At 40.3% G+C, this 20972-nt stretch carries 25 protein-coding genes; 22 read left to right on the top strand and 3 right to left on the bottom strand.

Annotation, left to right across the window (positions count from 1 at the left end):
• Nucleotides 1–287: 287 nt before the first annotated feature.
• The 11 genes from KV696_RS06785 to dnaJ all read left to right on the top strand — a co-directional run bounded on the left by KV696_RS06785 (nt 288) and on the right by dnaJ (nt 10379).
• On the top strand, nt 288–815 hold the full coding sequence (locus tag KV696_RS06785) for an FUSC family protein (protein ID WP_000119915.1): 528 nt from the start codon (nt 288–290) through the stop codon (nt 813–815).
• Between the two features lie 76 nt (nt 816–891).
• Nucleotides 892–1248: a transcriptional repressor GlnR gene (glnR, locus tag KV696_RS06780; protein ID WP_000659548.1), complete on the top strand. Its 357-nt coding sequence runs from the start codon at nt 892–894 to the stop codon at nt 1246–1248.
• Between the two features lie 36 nt (nt 1249–1284).
• On the top strand, nt 1285–2631 hold the full coding sequence (gene glnA / locus KV696_RS06775) for a type I glutamate--ammonia ligase (protein ID WP_219967200.1): 1347 nt from the start codon (nt 1285–1287) through the stop codon (nt 2629–2631).
• Nucleotides 2632–2744: 113 nt separating this feature from the next.
• Nucleotides 2745–3065 (top strand): PadR family transcriptional regulator, encoded by a 321-nt coding sequence (locus KV696_RS06770; protein WP_219967199.1) that lies wholly within the window; start codon nt 2745–2747, stop codon nt 3063–3065.
• The gene (locus KV696_RS06765; RefSeq protein WP_219967254.1) at nt 3065–3640 is read left to right on the top strand and encodes a DUF2812 domain-containing protein; all 576 of its coding nucleotides are present in this window, start codon (nt 3065–3067) and stop codon (nt 3638–3640) included. Before KV696_RS06770 ends, KV696_RS06765 begins: the two co-directional genes overlap by 1 nt.
• A 34-nt stretch (nt 3641–3674) precedes the next feature.
• Complete coding sequence (locus tag KV696_RS06760) at nt 3675–4187, top strand: DUF2812 domain-containing protein (protein ID WP_125456194.1); 513 nt, start codon at nt 3675–3677, stop codon at nt 4185–4187.
• 160 nt (nt 4188–4347) lie between these two features.
• The gene (hrcA, locus tag KV696_RS06755; RefSeq protein ID WP_219967198.1) at nt 4348–5382 is read left to right on the top strand and encodes a heat-inducible transcriptional repressor HrcA; all 1035 of its coding nucleotides are present in this window, start codon (nt 4348–4350) and stop codon (nt 5380–5382) included.
• Between the two features lie 26 nt (nt 5383–5408).
• Nucleotides 5409–5933, top strand: coding sequence for a nucleotide exchange factor GrpE (gene grpE, locus KV696_RS06750; protein WP_219967197.1), 525 nt, complete (start codon nt 5409–5411; stop codon nt 5931–5933).
• Nucleotides 5934–6303: 370 nt separating this feature from the next.
• Entirely contained in the window at nt 6304–8127 is a 1824-nt protein-coding gene (dnaK, locus tag KV696_RS06745; protein WP_000034661.1) for a molecular chaperone DnaK, read from the top strand.
• Nucleotides 8128–8342: 215 nt separating this feature from the next.
• Nucleotides 8343–8975, top strand: a complete 633-nt coding sequence (locus KV696_RS06740; RefSeq protein ID WP_219967196.1) for a DJ-1/PfpI family protein — start codon at nt 8343–8345, stop codon at nt 8973–8975.
• A 267-nt stretch (nt 8976–9242) separates the two neighbouring features.
• On the top strand, nt 9243–10379 hold the full coding sequence (gene dnaJ, locus KV696_RS06735) for a molecular chaperone DnaJ (protein ID WP_219967195.1): 1137 nt from the start codon (nt 9243–9245) through the stop codon (nt 10377–10379).
• A gap of 279 nt (nt 10380–10658) precedes the next feature.
• Here dnaJ and KV696_RS06730 read toward each other — a convergent pair whose 3' ends face one another.
• Together KV696_RS06730 and KV696_RS06725 are read right to left on the bottom strand one after the other, a co-directional pair.
• Nucleotides 10659–10946, bottom strand: coding sequence for a hypothetical protein (locus KV696_RS06730; RefSeq protein ID WP_064276243.1), 288 nt, complete (start codon nt 10944–10946; stop codon nt 10659–10661).
• Between the two features lie 9 nt (nt 10947–10955).
• Nucleotides 10956–11366, bottom strand: a complete 411-nt coding sequence (locus KV696_RS06725; protein WP_001278317.1) for an HIT family protein — start codon at nt 11364–11366, stop codon at nt 10956–10958.
• Nucleotides 11367–11433: 67 nt separating this feature from the next.
• Between KV696_RS06725 and KV696_RS06720 the strand changes: the two genes are divergently transcribed.
• Nucleotides 11434–12165 carry an ABC transporter ATP-binding protein gene (locus KV696_RS06720; protein WP_000889954.1) on the top strand — a complete coding sequence of 244 codons (732 nt, stop codon included), beginning with the start codon at nt 11434–11436 and terminating at the stop codon, nt 12163–12165.
• The gene (locus KV696_RS06715; protein ID WP_219967194.1) at nt 12162–13211 is read left to right on the top strand and encodes an ABC transporter permease; all 1050 of its coding nucleotides are present in this window, start codon (nt 12162–12164) and stop codon (nt 13209–13211) included. Before KV696_RS06720 ends, KV696_RS06715 begins: the two co-directional genes overlap by 4 nt.
• A 61-nt stretch (nt 13212–13272) precedes the next feature.
• Here KV696_RS06715 and KV696_RS06710 read toward each other — a convergent pair whose 3' ends face one another.
• Nucleotides 13273–13602, bottom strand: coding sequence for a helicase BlpT (locus KV696_RS06710; RefSeq protein WP_219967193.1), 330 nt, complete (start codon nt 13600–13602; stop codon nt 13273–13275).
• Between the two features lie 295 nt (nt 13603–13897).
• On the opposite strand from KV696_RS06710, the gene KV696_RS06705 reads away from it, so the two are divergent.
• The 9 genes from KV696_RS06705 (at nt 13898) to trmB (ending at nt 20921) form a co-directional block, all read left to right on the top strand.
• Nucleotides 13898–14635 carry a response regulator transcription factor gene (locus KV696_RS06705; RefSeq protein ID WP_219967192.1) on the top strand — a complete coding sequence of 246 codons (738 nt, stop codon included), beginning with the start codon at nt 13898–13900 and terminating at the stop codon, nt 14633–14635.
• A gap of 13 nt (nt 14636–14648) precedes the next feature.
• A complete protein-coding gene (locus KV696_RS06700; protein WP_219967191.1) occupies nt 14649–15998 on the top strand; it encodes a sensor histidine kinase in 1350 nt (449 codons plus the stop codon).
• Between the two features lie 795 nt (nt 15999–16793).
• Nucleotides 16794–17198, top strand: a complete 405-nt coding sequence (locus KV696_RS06695) for an immunity protein (RefSeq protein WP_219967190.1) — start codon at nt 16794–16796, stop codon at nt 17196–17198.
• Nucleotides 17199–17280: 82 nt separating this feature from the next.
• Nucleotides 17281–17664: an immunity protein gene (locus KV696_RS06690; RefSeq protein WP_180948755.1), complete on the top strand. Its 384-nt coding sequence runs from the start codon at nt 17281–17283 to the stop codon at nt 17662–17664.
• A 51-nt stretch (nt 17665–17715) separates the two neighbouring features.
• Nucleotides 17716–18405, top strand: a complete 690-nt coding sequence (locus KV696_RS06685; RefSeq protein WP_219967189.1) for a CPBP family intramembrane glutamic endopeptidase — start codon at nt 17716–17718, stop codon at nt 18403–18405.
• Between the two features lie 41 nt (nt 18406–18446).
• The gene (gene blpZ, locus KV696_RS06680; protein WP_219967188.1) at nt 18447–18695 is read left to right on the top strand and encodes an immunity protein BlpZ; all 249 of its coding nucleotides are present in this window, start codon (nt 18447–18449) and stop codon (nt 18693–18695) included.
• 26 nt (nt 18696–18721) lie between these two features.
• Nucleotides 18722–19333 (top strand): CPBP family intramembrane glutamic endopeptidase, encoded by a 612-nt coding sequence (locus KV696_RS06675; RefSeq protein ID WP_219967187.1) that lies wholly within the window; start codon nt 18722–18724, stop codon nt 19331–19333.
• 161 nt (nt 19334–19494) lie between these two features.
• Nucleotides 19495–20289: a cell cycle regulator CcrZ gene (gene ccrZ, locus KV696_RS06670; protein ID WP_000363005.1), complete on the top strand. Its 795-nt coding sequence runs from the start codon at nt 19495–19497 to the stop codon at nt 20287–20289.
• Nucleotides 20286–20921: a tRNA (guanosine(46)-N7)-methyltransferase TrmB gene (trmB, locus tag KV696_RS06665; RefSeq protein ID WP_001266094.1), complete on the top strand. Its 636-nt coding sequence runs from the start codon at nt 20286–20288 to the stop codon at nt 20919–20921. The genes ccrZ and trmB overlap by 4 nt, the downstream gene beginning before the upstream one ends.
• Nucleotides 20922–20972 lie beyond the last annotated feature (51 nt).

Here is a 20972-nt window from a genome sequence, read left to right as displayed (position 1 = left end):
TGAAGGTAATACTCTTCGAAAATCAAATTCAAACCACGTCAACGTCGCCTTGCCGTACTCAAGTACAGCCTGCGGCTAGTTTCCTAGTTTGCTCTTTGATTTTCATTGAGTATAAAGTTCTTCCAGGACTTGCAGCCTTGACAGAAAAATAAGATTTTATAAATAAATCAAAGAAGAGAGGGATGAAAGTTCCTCTTTTCTTTTGCTTAAAATAAAAACGCTTCCTCTCAACTATTGCTCATAAAATCAGCCAATTTATGATAAAATGGAAATAGAAAGTTGAGATTATGAGTTATTTTAAAAAATATAAATTCGATAAATCCCAGTTCAAACTTGGTATGCGAACCTTTAAAACAGGTATTGCTGTTTTTCTAGTTCTCTTGATTTTTGGCTTTTTTGGCTGGAAAGGTCTTCAAATCGGTGCTTTAACAGCGGTTTTTAGTCTGAGGGAGAGTTTTGATAAGAGTGTCCATTTTGGGACTTCGCGTATTCTAGGAAATAGTATCGGTGGCCTCTATGCATTGGTCTTCTTCCTATTAAATACCTTTTTCCACGAGGCTTTTTGGGTGACCTTGGTAGTTGTTCCAATCTGCACCATGTTAACCATTATGACAAATGTAGCCATGAATAATAAAGCAGGGGTTATTGGTGGTGTAGCAGCTATGTTAATCATTACCCTATCGATTCCGAGTGGGGAAACAATTTTGTACGTGTTTGCGCGTGTATCAGAAACTTTCATGGGAGTTTTTGTCGCAATTCTCGTAAATTACGATATTGACCGTATTCGTCTCTTTTTAGAGAAAAAAGAAAAATAATGTTACATTTTATAACATTATCAATTGACGTTTGTCTTTTTTTAGACTATAATAGACAGAAAGAAGGAAATTGTAAATGAAGGAAAAAGAATTTCGCCGAAATATGGCTGTTTTTCCTATCGGCAGTGTTATGAAGTTGACCGATCTATCGGCGCGTCAGATTCGTTATTATGAAGATCAAGAGTTGATTAAACCTGATCGAAACGAAGGAAACCGTCGCATGTATTCCTTGAATGACATGGATCGTCTGCTTGAAATCAAAGATTATATCTCTGAAGGTTATAATATCGCTGCCATTAAGAAAAAATATGCTGAACGTGAAGCGAAATCCAAGAAAGCGGTGAGTCAGACTGAGGTGCGCCGTGCACTTCACAATGAACTCCTCCAACAGGGTCGCTTTGCTTCAGTACGGTCACCTTTTGGTCGCGGTTAGGTAACCGCAAGTAGTCATACATTAAGGAGAAAACTCATGCCAATCACAGCTGCAGATATTCGTCGTGAAGTCAAGGAAAAAAATGTTACCTTTATTCGTCTTATGTTCTCAGATATTTTGGGAACCATGAAAAACGTCGAAATTCCTGCTACAGATGAACAGTTAGATAAAGTTTTGTCAAACAAGGCGATGTTTGATGGATCTTCTATTGAAGGTTTTGTACGTATCAATGAGTCAGATATGTACTTGTACCCAGACTTGGATACATGGACGGTCTTCCCTTGGGGAGATGAAAATGGAAGTGTTGCAGGTTTGATCTGTGATGTCTATACAACAGAAGGTGAACCATTTGCGGGTGACCCTCGTGGCAATTTGAAACGAGCTCTTCGTCACATGGAAGAAGTAGGATTCAAATCTTTCAACCTTGGTCCAGAACCAGAATTCTTCCTATTTAAGTTGGATGAAAATGGAGACCCAACGCTTGAAGTGAATGATAAGGGTGGTTACTTTGATTTGGCGCCTACTGACCTTGCGGACAATACGCGTCGTGAGATTGTGAATGTCTTGACCAAAATGGGGTTTGAAGTAGAAGCGAGTCACCACGAGGTTGCGGTTGGACAACATGAAATTGACTTCAAGTACGATGAAGTTCTCCGTGCTTGTGATAAGATTCAAATCTTTAAACTCGTTGTTAAAACCATTGCTCGCAAACATGGGCTTTACGCAACCTTTATGGCTAAACCAAAATTTGGTATTGCTGGATCAGGTATGCACTGTAATATGTCCTTGTTTGATGCAGAAGGAAACAATGCCTTCTTTGATCCAAATGATCCAAAAGGAATGCAGTTGTCAGAAACTGCCTACTATTTCCTTGGCGGTTTGATCAAGCATGCCTACAACTATACTGCTATCATGAACCCAACAGTTAACTCATACAAACGTTTGGTTCCAGGTTATGAAGCGCCTGTTTACATTGCTTGGGCTGGTCGTAACCGTTCGCCACTTGTGCGCGTGCCTGCTTCACGTGGTATGGGAACTCGTCTTGAGTTGCGTTCAGTGGATCCGATGGCAAACCCATACATCGCTATGGCGGTTCTGTTGGAAGTTGGTTTGCATGGTATTGAAAACAAAATCGAAGCACCAGCTCCTATCGAAGAAAATATCTACATCATGACAGCAGAAGAGCGTAAGGAAGCTGGTATTACAGACCTTCCATCAACTCTTCACAATGCTTTGAAAGCTTTGACAGAAGATGAGGTTGTCAGAGAAGCTCTTGGAGAACATATCTATACTAGTTTCCTTGAAGCCAAACGAATCGAATGGGCAAGCTATGCAACCTTCGTTTCACAATGGGAAATTGATAACTATTTAGATCTTTACTAATATAGAAGAAAGATTGCCTGAGGGTGGTCTTTTTTCTTGCGTTTTATATCGAGGTGTGATATATTTTATATAACGAAGTGCGATATATCGAACTGAATAGGAGGTGCTTATAAATGGAATTAACGGATAAGGTTCGTCGGGTCTATCTTCCGATGACGGAAACAGGTTTTTATATCTTGTTCTGTTTGCAAAAGGAGCGTCATGGTTATAGTATTACGCAAAAGGTCAAGGAGATGACAGATTCACAAGTTTCGATTAGTCCTGGAACTATGTATGGAACCTTGTCAAAAATGGAAAAGGATGGTTTGATTTTCTTTGTCCGCGAAGAGGAAAAACGGAAAATCTATCAGATAACAGATTTGGGACAAAAAGTCTTAGATATTGAATTGAAGCGTATTGAACGGCTCTATAGAAACAGTCGGGAGGAAGGATGATGGAAGAGAAAATTGTTTATCGAATTTTTACAATTGCGGATTATGAGAGAGAGGCTCTATACTTTAGAGAAATGCATGCTAAGGGCTGGAAACTTAGGAAAGTAAGCTATTCTATCTTATTGTTTGCAGTTAAGTATACCTTTGAAAAATGTCAGCCTGAGCAAGTGTCTTATCAGTTGGATTTTTACCCAATGGAAAAATCAGAGAGAACCTCCTATTTACAACTCTTTAAAGACTGTGGCTGGGAGCATATTACAGACTTTAATAGTTTTTCCTATTTTAGAAAAGCACATTCTGAAATTGAATCGAATGTAGAATTTGAAATCTATAATGACGCTGCTGGGAAGTTAGCTATGGTTAACCGCATTTTAAGACTGCGATTAGTACCTGTTTTATTTTTGCTAGCCATACATATACCATTCTTACTTAAATTGCTCAATAGAAGTAATGCGTATGGTCTATGGAGTTTACTTGCGGTCGGGCTAGATATTTTCTTGTCTTTAATCCTTTTGTTAATGGTTGTATACATTAGCTGGAAGTTATGGCATAAAAAGAAGGAATTATCAGATTTATGATAGGGTAGGTATGCTCAAAATTGGAGGGGAAGTCATGATAAATAAAAAGCAATTTCGGATTTTCACTATTCTTGATTTGGACAAGAAAGAAGAATATTTACATGAGATGCACTTGAAAGGTTGGAGGTATAGAACTAGTCGTTTTGGTTTGTTCTATTTTGACCAATGTCAACCAGACGATGTCATCTACCGTATCTATGATTCTAGATTTCTTAAAAAGTATCAGCATGAATTGCAAGATTTTAGAAATAGAGGTTGGGAATTGATAGAAAGAGGTTTTTGTTCAGTTCTTCGTAAACCAGCTTCTGATATACTTTCAGAGGATCAAGTTTATATGAGTAATAATCTCAGGTGGGAAGTTATGCGGTCTAGACTTCGTTCCTGTACAGCTACTTTCTCGGGTGGTCTTGTTGTTTGTATGAGTTTATTTAAAGAAGAGCTTTCTATGTCTTTCTTTATTATTTTTCTTTTGTATGCTTTTCTGATTTCTTATCTAATCCTTGGTTTTTTCAGACTTAAAAGGAAATACCAAGTAGATGAACAGTAAGGTTCTAGGTCTTCAGACTGATTTTTAGCACTCTTGATAAAAGAGTGCTAATTTTTTGAGTTTTTGTCTTGACATTCTCTTCTAAGGGTGTATAATAGAATCATGAGTTAGCACTTAAGTGTATCGAGTGCTAATTGATCAGACAGAGAGGAGTGATGAGATGGTTACAGGGCGTCAGCAGGATATTTTAAATCTGATTATTGACATCTTTACCAAAACGCACGAACCTGTCGGATCCAAAGCCTTGCAAGAGTCTATTAACTCTAGCAGTGCAACCATTCGTAATGACATGGCGGCTCTAGAAAAGCAAGGTTTGCTTGAAAAGGCTCATACTTCAAGTGGTCGGATGCCAAGTGTTGCTGGTTTTCAGTACTATGTAAAACACTCACTGGATTTTGACCGACTGGCTGAAAATGAGGTTTATGAGATTGTTAAAGCATTTGATCAGGAATTCTTCAAATTGGAGGATATTCTGCAAGAGGCAGCTAATCTACTGACAGACTTGAGTGGCTGTACGGTAGTGGCACTGGATGTTGAGCCGAGCAGGCAACGGTTGACAGCCTTTGATATCGTTGTTTTGGGGCAACACACAGCCTTGGCAGTATTTACCCTAGACGAGTCTCGAACGGTTACCAGTCAATTTCTGATTCCAAGGAACTTCTTGCAGGAGGATTTGCTGAAACTGAAGAGCATCATTCAGGAACGTTTCCTCGGCCACACCGTTCTAGATATTCACTACAAGATTCGGACGGAGATTCCGCAGATTATCCAGCGTTACTTTACAACAACGGATAATGTGATTGATCTCTTTGAACACATCTTTAAGGAAATGTTCAACGAAAACATTGTGGTGGCGGGCAAGGTTAATCTCTTGAATTTTGCCAATCTGGCAGCTTATCAGTTCTTTGATCAGCCACAAAAGGTGGCCTTGGAGATTCGTGAGGGGTTGCGTGAAGATCAGATGCAAAACGTCCGTGTTGCGGACAGTCAAGAGTCCTGTCTAGCTGACCTAGCGGTGATTAGTAGCAAGTTCCTCATTCCTTATCGGGGAGTTGGAATTCTAGCCATTATCGGTCCAGTCAATCTGGATTACCAACAGCTAATCAACCAAGTCAATGTGGTCAACCGTGTTTTGACCATGAAGTTGACAGATTTTTACCGCTACCTCAGCAGTAATCATTACGAAGTACATTAAGATTGAAATCATTAAAGGAGGCGAAAATGGCCCAAGATATAAAAAATGAAGAAGTAGAAGAAGTTCAAGAAGAGGAAGTTATGGAAACGGTAGAAGAAACAACTCCTGAGAAGTCTGAGTTGGACTTGGCAAATGAACGTGCAGATGAGTTCGAAAATAAATACCTTCGCGCTCATGCAGAAATGCAAAATATCCAACGCCGTGCCAATGAAGAGCGTCAAAACTTGCAACGTTATCGTAGCCAAGACTTGGCAAAAGCGATTCTCCCTTCTTTGGATAACCTTGAGCGTGCACTCGCAGTTGAAGGTTTGACAGATGATGTGAAGAAGGGCTTGGAAATGGTGCAAGAAAGCTTGATTCACGCTTTGAAAGAAGAAGGAATTGAAGAAATCGCAGCTGACGGTGAATTTGACCATAACTACCATATGGCAATCCAAACTCTCCCAGCAGACGATGAACACCCAGCAGATACCATCGCCCAAGTCTTCCAAAAAGGCTACAAACTCCATGACCGCATCCTACGCCCAGCCATGGTAGTGGTGTACAACTAGGCAATTCTGACGGTAGCTAAAGCAACTCGTCAGAAAACGGCAATCGCTATGGCGTTTGCCTAGCCTCCTTACTAACTCGTCGTCGAAATAAAATTGATTTCGACTCCTCGTGTCGCAATTTACATAATAGAAAACTTGTCCGAAACGACAATAAACTATGAAGAAAGTTAAGAAAGTTGTTTAGCTTTGCAATAGTGAGCGAAGCGAACCAAAGACGATACTCTTCGCCGTGGCGCTATTTGCGTAAACTTTGAGACCTTAGGCTCAAAGTTTAGTCAAAGAGATTGACGAAGTCAAGCTCTGACGGCGCCGCCATTTAAGAAGAGTATCAAAAAGAAAAATAGAAAATAAAATTTAAGGAGAAAAACACATGTCTAAAATTATCGGTATTGACTTAGGTACAACAAACTCAGCAGTTGCAGTTCTTGAAGGAACTGAAAGCAAAATCATCGCAAACCCAGAAGGAAACCGCACAACTCCGTCTGTAGTATCATTCAAAAACGGAGAAATCATCGTTGGTGACGCTGCAAAACGTCAAGCAGTCACAAACCCAGATACAGTCATCTCTATCAAATCTAAAATGGGAACTTCTGAAAAAGTTTCTGCTAATGGAAAAGAATACACTCCACAAGAAATCTCAGCTATGATTCTTCAATACTTGAAAGGCTACGCTGAAGACTACCTTGGTGAAAAAGTAACCAAAGCAGTTATCACAGTTCCAGCTTACTTCAACGATGCTCAACGTCAAGCAACCAAAGATGCTGGTAAAATCGCTGGTCTTGAAGTAGAACGTATCGTCAACGAACCAACTGCAGCCGCTCTTGCTTACGGTTTGGACAAGACTGATAAAGAAGAAAAAATCTTGGTATTTGACCTTGGTGGTGGTACATTCGACGTATCTATCCTTGAATTGGGTGACGGTGTCTTCGACGTATTGTCAACTGCAGGGGACAACAAACTTGGTGGTGATGACTTTGACCAAAAAATCATCGACCACTTGGTAGCAGAATTCAAGAAAGAAAACGGTATTGACTTGTCTACTGACAAGATGGCAATGCAACGTTTGAAAGATGCGGCTGAAAAAGCGAAGAAAGACCTTTCTGGTGTAACTTCAACACAAATCAGCTTGCCATTTATCACTGCAGGTGAGGCTGGACCTCTTCACTTGGAAATGACTTTGACTCGTGCGAAATTTGACGATTTGACTCGTGACCTTGTAGAACGTACAAAAGTTCCAGTTCGTCAAGCCCTTTCAGATGCAGGTTTGAGCTTGTCAGAAATCGACGAAGTTATCCTTGTTGGTGGTTCAACTCGTATCCCAGCCGTTGTAGAAGCTGTTAAGGCTGAAACTGGTAAAGAACCAAACAAATCAGTTAACCCTGACGAAGTAGTTGCTATGGGTGCTGCCATCCAAGGTGGTGTGATTACTGGTGATGTCAAAGACGTTGTCCTTCTTGACGTAACACCATTGTCACTTGGTATTGAAACAATGGGTGGTGTCTTCACAAAACTCATCGACCGCAACACAACAATCCCAACATCTAAATCACAAGTCTTCTCAACTGCGGCAGACAACCAACCAGCCGTTGATATCCACGTTCTTCAAGGTGAACGCCCAATGGCAGCAGATAACAAGACTCTTGGACGCTTCCAATTGACAGATATCCCAGCTGCACCTCGTGGAATTCCTCAAATCGAAGTAACATTTGACATCGACAAGAACGGTATCGTGTCTGTTAAAGCTAAAGACCTTGGAACTCAAAAAGAACAAACTATTGTGATCCAATCTAACTCAGGTTTGACTGACGAAGAAATTGACCGCATGATGAAAGATGCAGAAGCTAACGCTGAAGCAGATAAGAAACGTAAAGAAGAAGTTGACCTTCGTAATGAAGTAGACCAAGCTATCTTTGCGACTGAAAAGACTATCAAGGAAACTGAAGGAAAAGGTTTCGACGCAGAACGTGACGCTGCCCAAGCTGCCCTTGATGACCTTAAGAAAGCGCAAGAAGATAACAACTTGGACGACATGAAAGCAAAACTTGAAGCATTGAACGAAAAAGCTCAAGGCCTTGCGGTTAAACTCTACGAACAAGCCGCAGCAGCGCAACAAGCTCAAGCAGGAGCAGAAGGCGCACAAGCAACAGGAAACGCAGGCGATGACGTCGTAGACGGAGAGTTTACGGAAAAATAAGATGCAAAGCCCGTTAAAACCTCACAGTGAAAATAGGAAATCTGACGCAGAAACTTTAGTTTCTAGGAAGATTTGTCTTTTTCACCAAGAGGTTAGGGAGTGCTCGATTTAGCATTACTAGTTTGATTTTTAAAACTCGAACGTCGTAATGATAAGAAGAAATCCAGAGGTTGCAACCCAGCCTCTGTTTTTCGATAAGATAGAGGATGTTGCGTATGAAAAAAGTACTTTGTGTCATTTATCCTAATTTTTCTCTTTATGAGATAACCACTTTAACAAGTACTTTAGCTCTGTCTTTTGATGTCACGATTGATTATGTAGCTTCTGAGAATTCGATGGTGGTCTCTGAGGATGGTTTGCCCTGTCAACCGACGAAAACATTGGATCAAATCCGTATAGAAGATTATTCTTGTGTGATTTTGCCAGGAATGGTAAATATAGGTCCTGCTCTACAAGATGAGAAATTGATCTCGTTTTTGAGAAGTCTTAATGAGCAAGATATCCTAATTGCAGCTATTTCTTCAGCGCCTCTTTTATTGGCGAAAGCAGGCTTGTTGAACGACACGAAATTTACAGGTGGAATTTGGCAAAACTTCTTTGACTATTTTGAATTTCTTCCACGTGAGAATTTCCAACCGAAAGTTCTTGTCCAAGATAAACAAATCATTACGGCTATCGGTTTTGCACATCAAGAGTTTGCAAGAAAAGTGATTTTCGGTTTAGGGTTGGCAGAGAATACGGACAACTATTTTAAAGAACAGAATGAGTATGCTGAAGAGGATTTGATATTTACTCTATCAGATGAAGAGTTTAATCAAGTGAAGCAGAGTATAGAAAATAGCCTCTAAAGATTTACATGAAAATTATATAAAGGAACAAGGGTGTTCGTAACTGAACACGGGTTCCCAAATTTCTTACTCAATATAAAAGAAAGGAATTGAACCCGACCTAAATCGAGGTTTGATTCAAAATATCAATAGAAAGGAACAAAGGTGTTCGCAACTGAACACGGGCTACGGACTGTGCCAAAAAGATAGTTTTTTCTAGGACGTAAGCGTCCGTCGTCAAAACTCCTAGATGGCTGTGTCCGTTTGACGCCCTTTGTATCTTGAATTATGAACAATACTGAATTTTATGATCGTCTGGGGGTGTCAAAAAACGCTTCGGCAGACGAGATCAAAAAGGCTTATCGTAAGCTTTCGAAAAAATACCACCCAGATATCAACAAGGAGCCTGGTGCTGAGGAAAAGTACAAGGAAGTTCAAGAAGCCTATGAGACTTTGAGTGACGACCAAAAACGTGCTACCTATGACCAATACGGTGCTGCTGGAGCCAACGGTGGTTTTGGTGGAGCTGGTGGTTTCGGCGGTTTCGATGGGGCAGGTGGCTTCGGTGGTTTTGAAGATATCTTCTCAAGTTTCTTCGGCGGAGGCGGTGCTTCACGCAATCCAAATGCTCCTCGTCAGGGGGATGACCTCCAATACCGTGTGAACTTGACCTTTGAAGAAGCTATCTTTGGAGCTGAAAAAGAGGTTAAGTATAATCGTGAAGCAAGCTGTAGTACATGTAATGGCTCAGGTGCTAAACCAGGAACAAGTCCAGTCACTTGTGGACGCTGTCATGGTGCTGGTGTCATTAACGTCGATACGCAGACTCCGCTTGGTATGATGCGTCGTCAAGTAACTTGTGATGTCTGTCACGGTCGTGGAAAAGAAATCAAAGATCCATGTACAACATGTCATGGAACAGGGCATGAAAAACAAGCCCATAGCGTACATGTCAAAATTCCTGCTGGTGTGGAAACTGGTCAACAAATTCGCCTAGCTGGTCAAGGTGAAGCTGGATTTAACGGTGGACCTTATGGTGACTTGTATGTAGTGGTTTCTGTGGAAGCCAGCGACAAGTTTGAACGTGAAGGAACCACTATCTTCTACAATCTCAACCTCAACTTTGTCCAAGCAGCTCTTGGTGATACAGTTGATATCCCAACGGTTCATGGTGATGTTGAATTGGTTATTCCAGAGGGAACTCAGACTGGTAAGAAATTCCGTTTACGTGGTAAGGGAGCTCCGAGCCTTCGTGGTGGTGCAGTTGGTGACCAATACGTTACCATTAATGTCGTAACACCGACAGGCTTGAACGACCGTCAAAAAGCAGCTTTGAAAGAATTCGCAGCTGCTGGTGACTTGAAAGTAAATCCAAAGAAAAAAGGCTTCTTTGACCATATTAAAGATGCCTTTGAAGGAGAATAAAGCAAAAAGAGCCGAGTGGCTCTTTTACTTTATAGATTTTTTAAGACTTTCCTTAAGTAATGACGGACGGTAGCGACCTTCTTCGAAGTTCCATACCTAAACTTTGAGCCTGGGTCTAAAAGTTTCCGGACACCTGAAACCAAGCTGTTTCAGGTGTTTTCATTACGGCGAAAAGTCTTCGATTTAGTTGTGAAATGGTGAATGAGTTGGCTAAATTATGATGTATAGTTGATGGGATATAACTTGTTTACGTTTTAAAAAAGAGCCGTCGGGCTCTTTTTACTTATCTTCGATTTCCTGTGTTTCTTTAATCACAGCTAGTCTAGTCTGGATATCTTTTTCCAAGACTTTAAACTTGTAAGTCAGGTCTTCTTGGTATTCCTTGATGAGTTCTTTTTGCTGGTCAATGATTTGCAGGCTGTTTTGGATAATATCTACATCGTCCTTGATAGCTTGAACGCGGTCAGTGGTATTCAAGATTTCATCTGTGATGGTTTGGCGATTTTTTGTGACCAGATAACTTCCGGCTGCAGCTCCTGCAAATAGCAGTAGGTTGGATAATTTCATGGCAACTCCTTAGGCATTTTTGATGGTTTCAGCGACTTGAGCGAGTTTGTCAAAGTCTGGTTCGTGGGCGATAAAATCAATCTTGAGGTCATCGTCCGCACTGTAGCGAGGCACGAGGTGAACATGGGTGTGAAAAACTGTTTGACCTGCGATTTCTTCACAGTTGGCAATGATATTCATACCAGCAGCCTTGGTAGCTTTCATGACTTTTTGGGCTACTTTTGGTACTTGGGCAAAGAGTTGGCTGGCGCTAGTAGCGTCCATTTCCAAGAGATTGCGATAGTGTTCTTTTGGCACGACCAAGGTGTGTCCTGGTGTCACTTGAGAGATATCAAGAAAGGCAAGAACCTGCTCATCTTCATATACTTTTGAAGCAGGAATTTCCCCTGCGATGATTTTACAAAAAATGCAATCTGACATAAAATCTACCTCTACTGTATTGAATTTTGATATAATATAGCTACATTATACCAGATTTGGAGAAAATATGTTAGAAATTAAAAACCTGACAGGTGGCTATGTCCATGTCCCTGTCTTGAAAGATGTGTCCTTTACTGTTGAAAGTGGGCAGTTGGTCGGTTTGATTGGTCTCAATGGTGCTGGGAAATCGACGACAATCAATGAGATTATCGGTCTGTTGACACCTTATAGTGGCTCCATCAATATCAATGGCCTGACCCTGCAAGAAGATGCGACTAGCTACCGCAAGCAAATTGGCTACATTCCTGAGACACCTAGTCTGTATGAGGAATTGACCCTCAGAGAGCATATCGAAACGGTTGCCATGGCTTATGGTATTGAGCAGAAAGTGGCTTTTGATCGAGTGGAACCTTTGCTAAAAATGTTTCGTCTGGACCAGAAATTGGACTGGTTTCCTGTTCATTTTTCAAAAGGGATGAAGCAAAAGGTCATGATTATCTGTGCTTTTGTGGTGGATCCAAGTCTTTTCATCGTGGATGAGCCCTTCCTTGGTCTTGATCCGCTGGCTATTGCAGACTTGATTCAGCTTTTGGAAGTGGAAAAGCAAAAGGGTAAGTCCATTCTCATGAGTACCCACGTGCTGGATTCGGCGGAGAAGATGTGTGATGCTTTTGTCATTCTTCACAAAGGGGAAGTGCGTGCCAAGGGAAATCTCCTGCAACTGCGCGAAGCCTTTGACATGCCTGAGGCTAGTTTGAACGATATTTACTTGGCTCTGACCAAAGAGGAGGAGCTATGAAAGACTTGTTTTTAAAGAGAAAGCAGGCTTTTCGTAAGGAGTGTGTCGGTTATCTGCGCTATGTTCTCAATGACCACTTTGTCTTGTTCCTGCTTGTCTTGCTGGGGTTTTTAGCCTACCAGTACAGTCAACTCTTGCAAGATTTTCCTGAAAATCATTGGCCTATCCTTTTATTTGTAGGAATTACCTCTGTTTTACTTTTACTTTGGGGAGGAATTGCCACCTATATGGAGACTCCAGACAAGCTCTTTCTCTTAGTCGGAGAAGAGGAAATCAAACTCCATCTCAAGCATCAAACGGGCATTTCCCTAGTCTTTTGGCTCTTTGTCCAGACCCTTTTCTTGCTCTTATTTGCGCCCTTATTTTTGGCAATGGGCTATGGCTTGCCAGTTTTTCTGGTCTATGTGCTTTTATTGGGAGTAGGTAAATATTTCCTCTTTCGTCAAAAGGCCAGCAAATTTTTCACGGAAACTGGACTAGACTGGGACTATGTTATTTCTCAAGAAAGCAAGCGTAAGCAAGTCTTGCTTCGTTTCTTTGCTCTCTTTACGCAGGTAAAGGGAGTTTCAAACAGTGTCAAACGTCGTGCCTATCTGGACTTTATCCTAAAGGCTGTTCAGAAGGTGCCTGGGAAGATTTGGCAAAATCTCTATCTGCGTTCTTATCTGCGAAATGGAGATCTTTTTGCCCTCAGTCTCCGTCTGCTCTTGCTGTCCATACTGGCGCAGGTCTTTATCGAGCAAGCTTGGATTGCGACAGCAGTGGTTGTTCTCTTTAACTACCTCTTGCTCTTCCAGTTACTGGCCCTCTATCACGCCTTTGACTATCAATATTTGACCCAACTCTTTCCACTGGACAAGGGGCAAAAGGAAAAAGGCTTGCAGGCAGTGGTCAGAGGATTGACCAGTTTGGTCTTAGTAGTGGAATTAGTTGTTGGGTTGATTACCTTCCAAGAAAAACTAGCCCTTCTAGCCTTACTGGGAGCTGGTTTGGTTTTACTAGTCTTGTACTTACCTTATCAGGTAAAACGTCAGATGCAGGACTAACATTGCCTATATGACACTAAAAAAGAAGTTGAGTTCAGTTTGTCTCAGCTTCTTTTATTTTCTACAAGATAATGGTTGGACCGTAGAGGCTCAACTTGGTCTTGACTTGGTCAAAGTGGAAACGGTCATAGGCCCGCCAAGCAGCACGAGTAGGAGCATCTGGATTGAGGACGCTGAGTCCCATGAGAAGACTGGAAGTCTGGTAAAATTTTTCCAGTTCAATCAAGACTCGATTATCCACTGTCTCAGCCTTGGCTAGAAAGCCTAGAATAGAGTTTAATTGTTCCTGAAAGCGGATATCGTCAGCTGTTACTTGTTTGCATGCTTGGTAGACTTTGTTTAGGTCCGTAATCAAAGTCTGAGCTCTTTTGATGGGGTCTGTATCTGTCATGAAAATGCCTCCTTTAATCTGGGTGCTAGTCTTAATTCTAGCAACTGTGTTTTGATACTGTTAGTCTATCACTTTTATCTCCTTTTTCGCCTTCAAATCTTTAATTGTCCTTGAAATTTCCTGAATGGTACTGTTAAAATTTTATGATAAAATAGTTGTAAGATTATCATGCTTATTTGAGGAAGAAGCTACCTTTCAGGATCGTTGAAGGCCTGTTTAGGATTTGGTGGGCTTGTATCAAAGTATTTTTGCTATTCTCTTTTTAGGAAGAAATTGAAACAAGGAGAGTAAGAAGATGAGAATATTTGTTTTAGAAGATGATTTTTCCCAACAGACTAGGATTGAAACGACGATTGAGAAACTTTTGAAAGAACATCATATCACTCCCAGCTCTTTTGAAGTTTTTGGTAAGCCAGACCAACTGCTGGCAGAGGTGCATGAGAAGGGAGCCCATCAGCTATTCTTTTTGGATATTGAGATTCGAAATGAGGAGATGAAGGGTCTGGAAGTGGCTAGAAAGATTCGGGATCGGGATCCGTATGCCCTGATTGTCTTTGTGACGACTCACTCGGAGTTTATGCCCTTGTCCTTTCGCTACCAAGTGTCTGCTCTGGACTACATTGATAAGGCCTTGTCAGCAGAGGAGTTTGAATCTCGGATCGAGACAGCCCTCCTCTATGCCAATGGTCAAGACAGTAAAAGTCTGGCGGAAGACTGCTTTTACTTTAAATCAAAATTTGCCCAATTCCAGTATCCTTTTAAAGAGGTCTACTATCTCGAAACATCGCCCAGAGCCCATCGTGTTATTCTCTATACTAAGACGGATAGGCTGGAATTTACAGCGAGTTTAGAGGAGGTTTTCAAGCAGGAACCCCGTCTCTTGCAGTGCCATCGCTCTTTTCTCATCAATCCTGCCAATGTGGTTCGTTTGGATAAGAAAGAAAAACTGCTTTACTTTCCCAATGGTGGAAGCTGTATGATAGCGCGTTATAAGGTCAGGGAAGTGTCTGAAGCTATCAATAACTTACACTGAGTGAGGAGAATTTATGTATATTTTTTGGATGATATTGTATTCACTAGCTATTATTGGGCTAGAAATTATCATGTTCTTTAAGGTAGATGGAATTAGTCTCACTTTCGATAGAATTTTTAAGGCCTTTCTTCTAAAATTTCTTCTAGCAGCAATTGTTACAACTTTTAATTATTTAGTCTTGACTGACTATCTGTCATACTTTATAGAACCCTTGTTCGGCCTCAGCTTGTCTTTCTTATTGTTAAGAGGGCTTTCTAAAAGACTCCTTTTCTTTTATGGTCTCTTTCCAATTGTATTGATGGATATCTTTTACAGAAGTCTCTCCTATTTTGTGTTTCCGTTTTTTGGGAAAGGGATTGTAGATGGAGATGGAAATCTTGTCTTTTTGTTGATTATGATATTCGTTTGCTCCATAGTATTAGTCTTTTTGAAATGGTTGGACTATGATTTCACTAGCTTGAGAAGGGAGAGTATAGATAAAGATTTTCAAAAATCCCTGACTACGATTAACTGGATAATGGGGGCTTACTATCTAGTGATGCAAAGTCTGTCTTATTTTGAATATGTACAAGGTATACAATCAACGACTGTTCGCCATTTCATTCTGGTATTTTATCTACTCTTTTTTATGGGGGTTATCAAGAAATTAGATACCTATTTGAAGGAAAAACTTCAGGAGAAACTGAACCAAGAGCAGACCTTGCGCTATAGAGATATGGAACGCTATAGTCGGCATATAGAGGAACTTTACAAGGAAGTACGGAGCTTTCGGCATGACTATAGCAACCTCTTGACTAGTTTACGTCTGGGCATTGAAGAGGAGGATATGGAGCAGATAAAAGAGGTTTACGACTCTGTTTTAAAGGATTCCAGTGAAAAATTGCAGGACAACAAATATGACCTGGGCAGATTAGTGAATATTCGTGATAAAGCCCTCAAAAGTCTCCTAGCAGGGAAATTTCTAAAAGCCAGAGATAAGAAGATTGTCTTTAATGTCGAAGTTCCTGAGGAGATTCAGGTTGAGGGAATGAGACTGCTTGATTTTCTGACTATTGTGTCTATCCTTTGTGACAATGCTATTGAAGCCAGTGCAGAGGCCAGTCAACCTCATGTTTCAATTGCTTTTTTAAAAAATGGAGCACAGGAGACCTTTATCATTGAAAATTCCATTAAAGAAGAGGGTATAGACATTTCTGAGATTTTCTCCTTTGGAGCAAGTTCTAAAGGGGAGGAGAGAGGAGTTGGTCTCTATACCGTCATGAAGATTGTCGAAAGCCATCCCAATACCAGTCTAAATACCACCTGCCAAAATCAAATCTTTCGTCAGGTTTTAACGATTCACTCGATGTCAGTTGATGATTAGAAGATTTGGGGAAAGAAGTACTGCCCAAAGTCATCAATTAAAATACTATAGTATGCGAGGTATATTAAATGAATAAGAAATCCTATTTTGTCATCTGTTCTACGTTGATTATAGCGTCGAATCTTCTCATGATTTCCGTGGTGAACAAGGGAGAAGAAACAGGGAGCAATCTGTTTGTGATTGCTATAGCCTGTGTTATGTTACCAGTCTTTTTATATGCAGTTGAAAACCAACTGACTTCATTGGTAAGAGTAGAATCAATACTCCTGATTCAGTTGACAGTTATATCCCTACTTCGTCTTATCAACAGAATAGGGAGTACGCCTGAAATCCTCAACATTATCATTACCCTTATCGCTTTGGCAAGTGGGACAGCTGCTATCCTTGTTGCGATTATGAGAATATATGAGAACATACGGAAGTGAGGGTGAGTAGTTTTCTATTTTGTATTTTCATATTGTCAAGTTCCCCAGGGCAAGTATGTTTTTCATGCTTGCTTTTAAATTTTTTACAATTCAAGATGTTTTGATGACCATTTATGATTTGAGTGATCCAAGGATAAAATGAGTGCTATACTAGCAGTGTAAAGGGTGTAGCTAAACTAAGATAAAGCATACATTTAGGAGGAAATTTTATGAAGAGAAAAATACTTATCATTTTCATCTTGTATCTGATTATGTCCATCTTTCTTTATCCGCTTAGGGAGAGTATTTGGTATCAGTTATTTTATACCATAGCCTATATGATTGCGGTTGTGATCTATGTTGCTTTAACTAAAAAGAAAGGAGCAAAGAAATGAAAACTTTTCTTGCTAAAAAACGGAACATCTTCCTTGCGAGATTGTTCCTAGGTCAGTTGCCCTTACTTGTCTCCACTTATCTATTTCTATCTCGTCAGTTTTTAAATTTTTCCTTAGTTTTCCAATTTCTCTTAGTGGTTATCAACTTGGCTTCTATTTTGGTCACTGTTTACCTCACTAGGGAAATGAGGATAAGAGAATTTGAAGATGATGATTTGGTTAGTCCTAGAACCAATCAACTTATGTATATCGGTTTGACAGGTTTTATGTCTATCATTTGTTTGTATAGAGGTATCACAGCAGGAGAATCTTACCAACAACTAATTGCCTATATTGGCGCTATTCTCTGCTTGCTTATCATGCTTCTACTCATTTGGGGCTTGAAGTATTATAAAAAGTAGCTTTCTATCCTTTTCTGGCTGGATATTTGAGTAGAAGGCTCTATTAAATTGTTAGTGAAATAAATGAATGGAGGTATTTAATATGAAATACAGATTATTTCTTGTTATTTTCTTGAGTAGTATTTTGAATATTCTTTTAGGGACATTTTTACAAATCTCTAATGAATCGATTGGGTGGATTGTTCTCTACAGTGGATTATTTGAAGCAGGCGTTTTCCTTCTTGCTAATAAAGGGGTGGCGGTAAAAATCAAGGAAGTAGATATTCGAAATCGCTTTAAATTTATTTTTGGAAAAACCTTATGGTTTCAAATTCTTTTGCTCATCTTTTTGATGGTCAAACTTTATCTTGGTTTGGATGCGAGGTTGATTTTATTCTATGGACATATTTTCATTGTCTTTAATGCCTTAATATATCTATTATCTAGTAGTCAGGTTAGCCTTAAAAAGAACAAACTGTCTTCTTAATCTTGCAGTAGTAGAGCCTGGCAAGGGTAGGTCATAGTAGGGAGGAGTTCTATGAAAAAACACTCTATTCTTTTTAAAACGAGTGCAATTCTTTCTTATTTATTTCTGTTTTTCGGACTGTCTTGGACAACCCAATTTTGGAGCAATTATTGGGAGTTCTCGTCTTGGGTAGGAAATCTTATCTGGATTCGAAACATCATCAGCCTTCTCTTTATCGGCTTGATGGTTTGGATTTTGATCAGGTCGGGCCATGCTTATCTCTTTCGCATCCCTAGGAAAAAGTGGTTGAGCTATTCTGTTCTGACGGTGTTAGCCGCTGTTGTACTTATCTGCTTTAACTATCTGACAGCTAAACACGTTCAGGGAACTAATGAAGGGTGGAATTTGTTTATTGCCTATAGTGAGACAAATTTTGCGGAGTTTGGTGTTTACCTAACCTTAATCGTACTAGGGCCTCTGATGGAAGAATTGGTATGTAGAGGACTGCTTCAACATGCCTTCTTTAAGGATTCGAGATGGGGGCTGGATCTTCTCTTTCCGTCATTCTTATTTGCCTTGCCCCACTTTTCTAGCTTGCCAAGTCTCGCAGATATTTTTGTCTATACGGCAGTGGGTTGTCTATATGCCTGGCTGACACGTTATACTAAGAGTATCTATCCTTCTTATTCGATTCATATTGTTAATAATATCATTGCAAACTTACCATTTTTGCTCACTTTTCTACATAGGGTCTTGGGGTAAAAAAACCAAAGCCTTGCTTTTTAGCCATAGAGGAGTTCATCATGTATAAACACTTATTTTTCCTAGATTCCAAAACCTTAGACTGGTTGACGCCCTATATTCTAGTCTTGGCTTCTGACACCATTGCCTTTAATGTTTTTGTGCTAACCTTTGTATCTGCGGTGGTCTTTAATTCCCTAAATTCCATGCTAGCTTTAATGGCTATATTCTTAGGGACTGGCTATGTGGTCGGATTTTGGTTACTAAAATGGTTTGTTTTGGAAAGATTAGAGCTCAAGGATGACTTGTAGGGAAGTTTGTTGAGGAGGATAGTTTTATGGCCATTTTCAATAAGTGTCATGCCTTGTTTTTGGGATTTTTAGTATTTGCAATCGTTGGTGCGGCGGGATATTCCGTCAATCAAGGAGATTATTTTCAACACCAGTACACATTCATTGTTGTAAAGAGTCTCTTGCTTTGCCTTAGTATTGGCTATGCGAGATGGTTTGATATGATTTCTTTCGGGGTTTTAAGTAAGAAGCAACTCTTGCTCTTCATTGCAATCTTTCTTCTAAGTGTGCTTGAGACGCTGGTTTATATTCATTTCTTCGCTATTTCTTCTGGCGCAGGAGTTCAACATTTGACGGAAGTCAGCAGAGGAATTTCCCTGTCTTTGATTTTGACTTCCTCAGTTTTTGGCCCCATCCAGGAGGAACTCATTTTCAGAGGACTTCTTCAAGGTGCGGTTTTTGACAACTCTTGGTTAGGGCTTGTGCTAACTTCCTCTCTCTTTTCTTTCATGCATGGTCCTTCTAATGTACCTTCGTTTATTTTTTATCTACTTGGGGGCTTGTTACTGGGCTTTGCTTATAAAAAGAGCCAAAATTTGTGGGTTTCTACTCTAGTCCACATGTTTTACAACAGTTGGCCACTCTTAACTTATTTATAAAAATTATGAAAAGGTAAGTAGAAGACTGTGCTTACCTTTTTCTTTCTATAATGATACCCAAGCCAATCCAGAGGCTTTTCTTTGAGAATCGGGTGTGGAGCGGTTGACGAATAGGGCAAAAACTAGTAGAATAGTAAGGAAACTTTATACGGAGGAAAGAAATGGATTTGGGTGATAATGAGCTAACACTGACTCCCATACCTGGGAAAAGTGGCAAGGCTTATATGGGTAGCTATCCTGATGGGAAGCGTATCTTTGTAAAAATGAACACCTCTCCAATCCTACCTGGTCTAGCTAGAGAACAAATTGCTCCACAATTATTATGGAGTCGCCGTTTGGCAGATGGGCGTGATATGTGTGCTCAAGAATGGTTGACAGGCAAGATATTGACCCCCTATGATATGAATCGTAAGCAAATCGTCAATATTTTAACTCGTCTACATCGCTCACGTCCTTTGATGACACAGTTGAGTCGTTTGGGCTATGCCATGGAAACACCTGTAGACTTACTACAGTCTTGGCAAGAAACGGCTCCAGATGCTTTGCGTAAAAATCATTTTATCAGTGAAGTGATGGCTGATTTACGTCAGACTATTCCAGGATTTAGAGAGGACTATGCGACCATTGTCCATGGAGATGTACGACATAGTAATTGGATTGAGACAGACAGTGGCTTGATTTATTTGGTGGATTGGGATTCGGTTCGCTTGACTGACCGCATGTTTGATGTGGCCCATATGCTCTGCCATTATATTCCAGAACATCAGTGGAAGGAATGGTTGACCTACTACGGTTACAAGTATAATCAAACGGTATTAAATAAATTGTATTGGTATGGTCAATTGTCTTATTTGAGCCAGATTTCCAAGTATTATATGAACCAAGATTTAGAAAATGTCAATCGGGAGATTCATGGCTTGCGTCACTTCCGAGACAAGTATGGAAAGAGAAGATGAGAGTTAGAAATCGTAAAGGGGCGACAGAATTACTAGAGGCAAATCCCCAGTATGTGGTCCTCAATCCCTTGGAAGCCAAGGGGAAATGGCGGGACTTGTTTGGCAATGACAATCCCATTCATGTGGAAGTTGGAAGTGGGAAGGGTGCCTTTGTTTCAGGTATGGCAAAGCAGAACCCTGACATCAACTATATCGGGATTGATATTCAAAAGTCTGTTTTAAGCTATGCTTTAGACAAGGTTCTTGAAGTTGGAGTGCCTAACATCAAGCTCTTGTGGGTAGATGGTTCTGACTTGACTGACTACTTTGAAGACGGTGAGATTGATCGCTTGTATCTGAACTTTTCAGATCCATGGCCGAAAAAACGCCATGAAAAGCGTCGTTTGACCTACAAGACCTTCTTGGATACCTTCAAACGTATCTTGCCTGAAAATGGAGAAATTCATTTCAAGACGGATAACCGTGGCTTGTTTGAGTACAGTTTAGTGAGCTTTTCTCAGTATGGCATGAAGCTCAATGGTGTCTGGCTAGACTTACATGCCAGTGATTTTGAAGGCAATGTCATGACAGAATACGAGCAAAAATTCTCCAATAAGGGGCAAGTTATCTATCGAGTTGAGGCAGAATTTTAAGAAATAGCCTGAAATCAGGCTGTATAAGTGCTTTTGCTTTACATAAGTTGG

Source organism: Streptococcus humanilactis (assembly GCF_019448275.1).
Taxonomy (GTDB): Bacteria; Bacillota; Bacilli; order Lactobacillales; family Streptococcaceae; genus Streptococcus; species Streptococcus humanilactis.
Note: the sequence above shows the minus strand (reverse complement) of the source record. Positions and strands in the feature narration are given on the sequence as shown.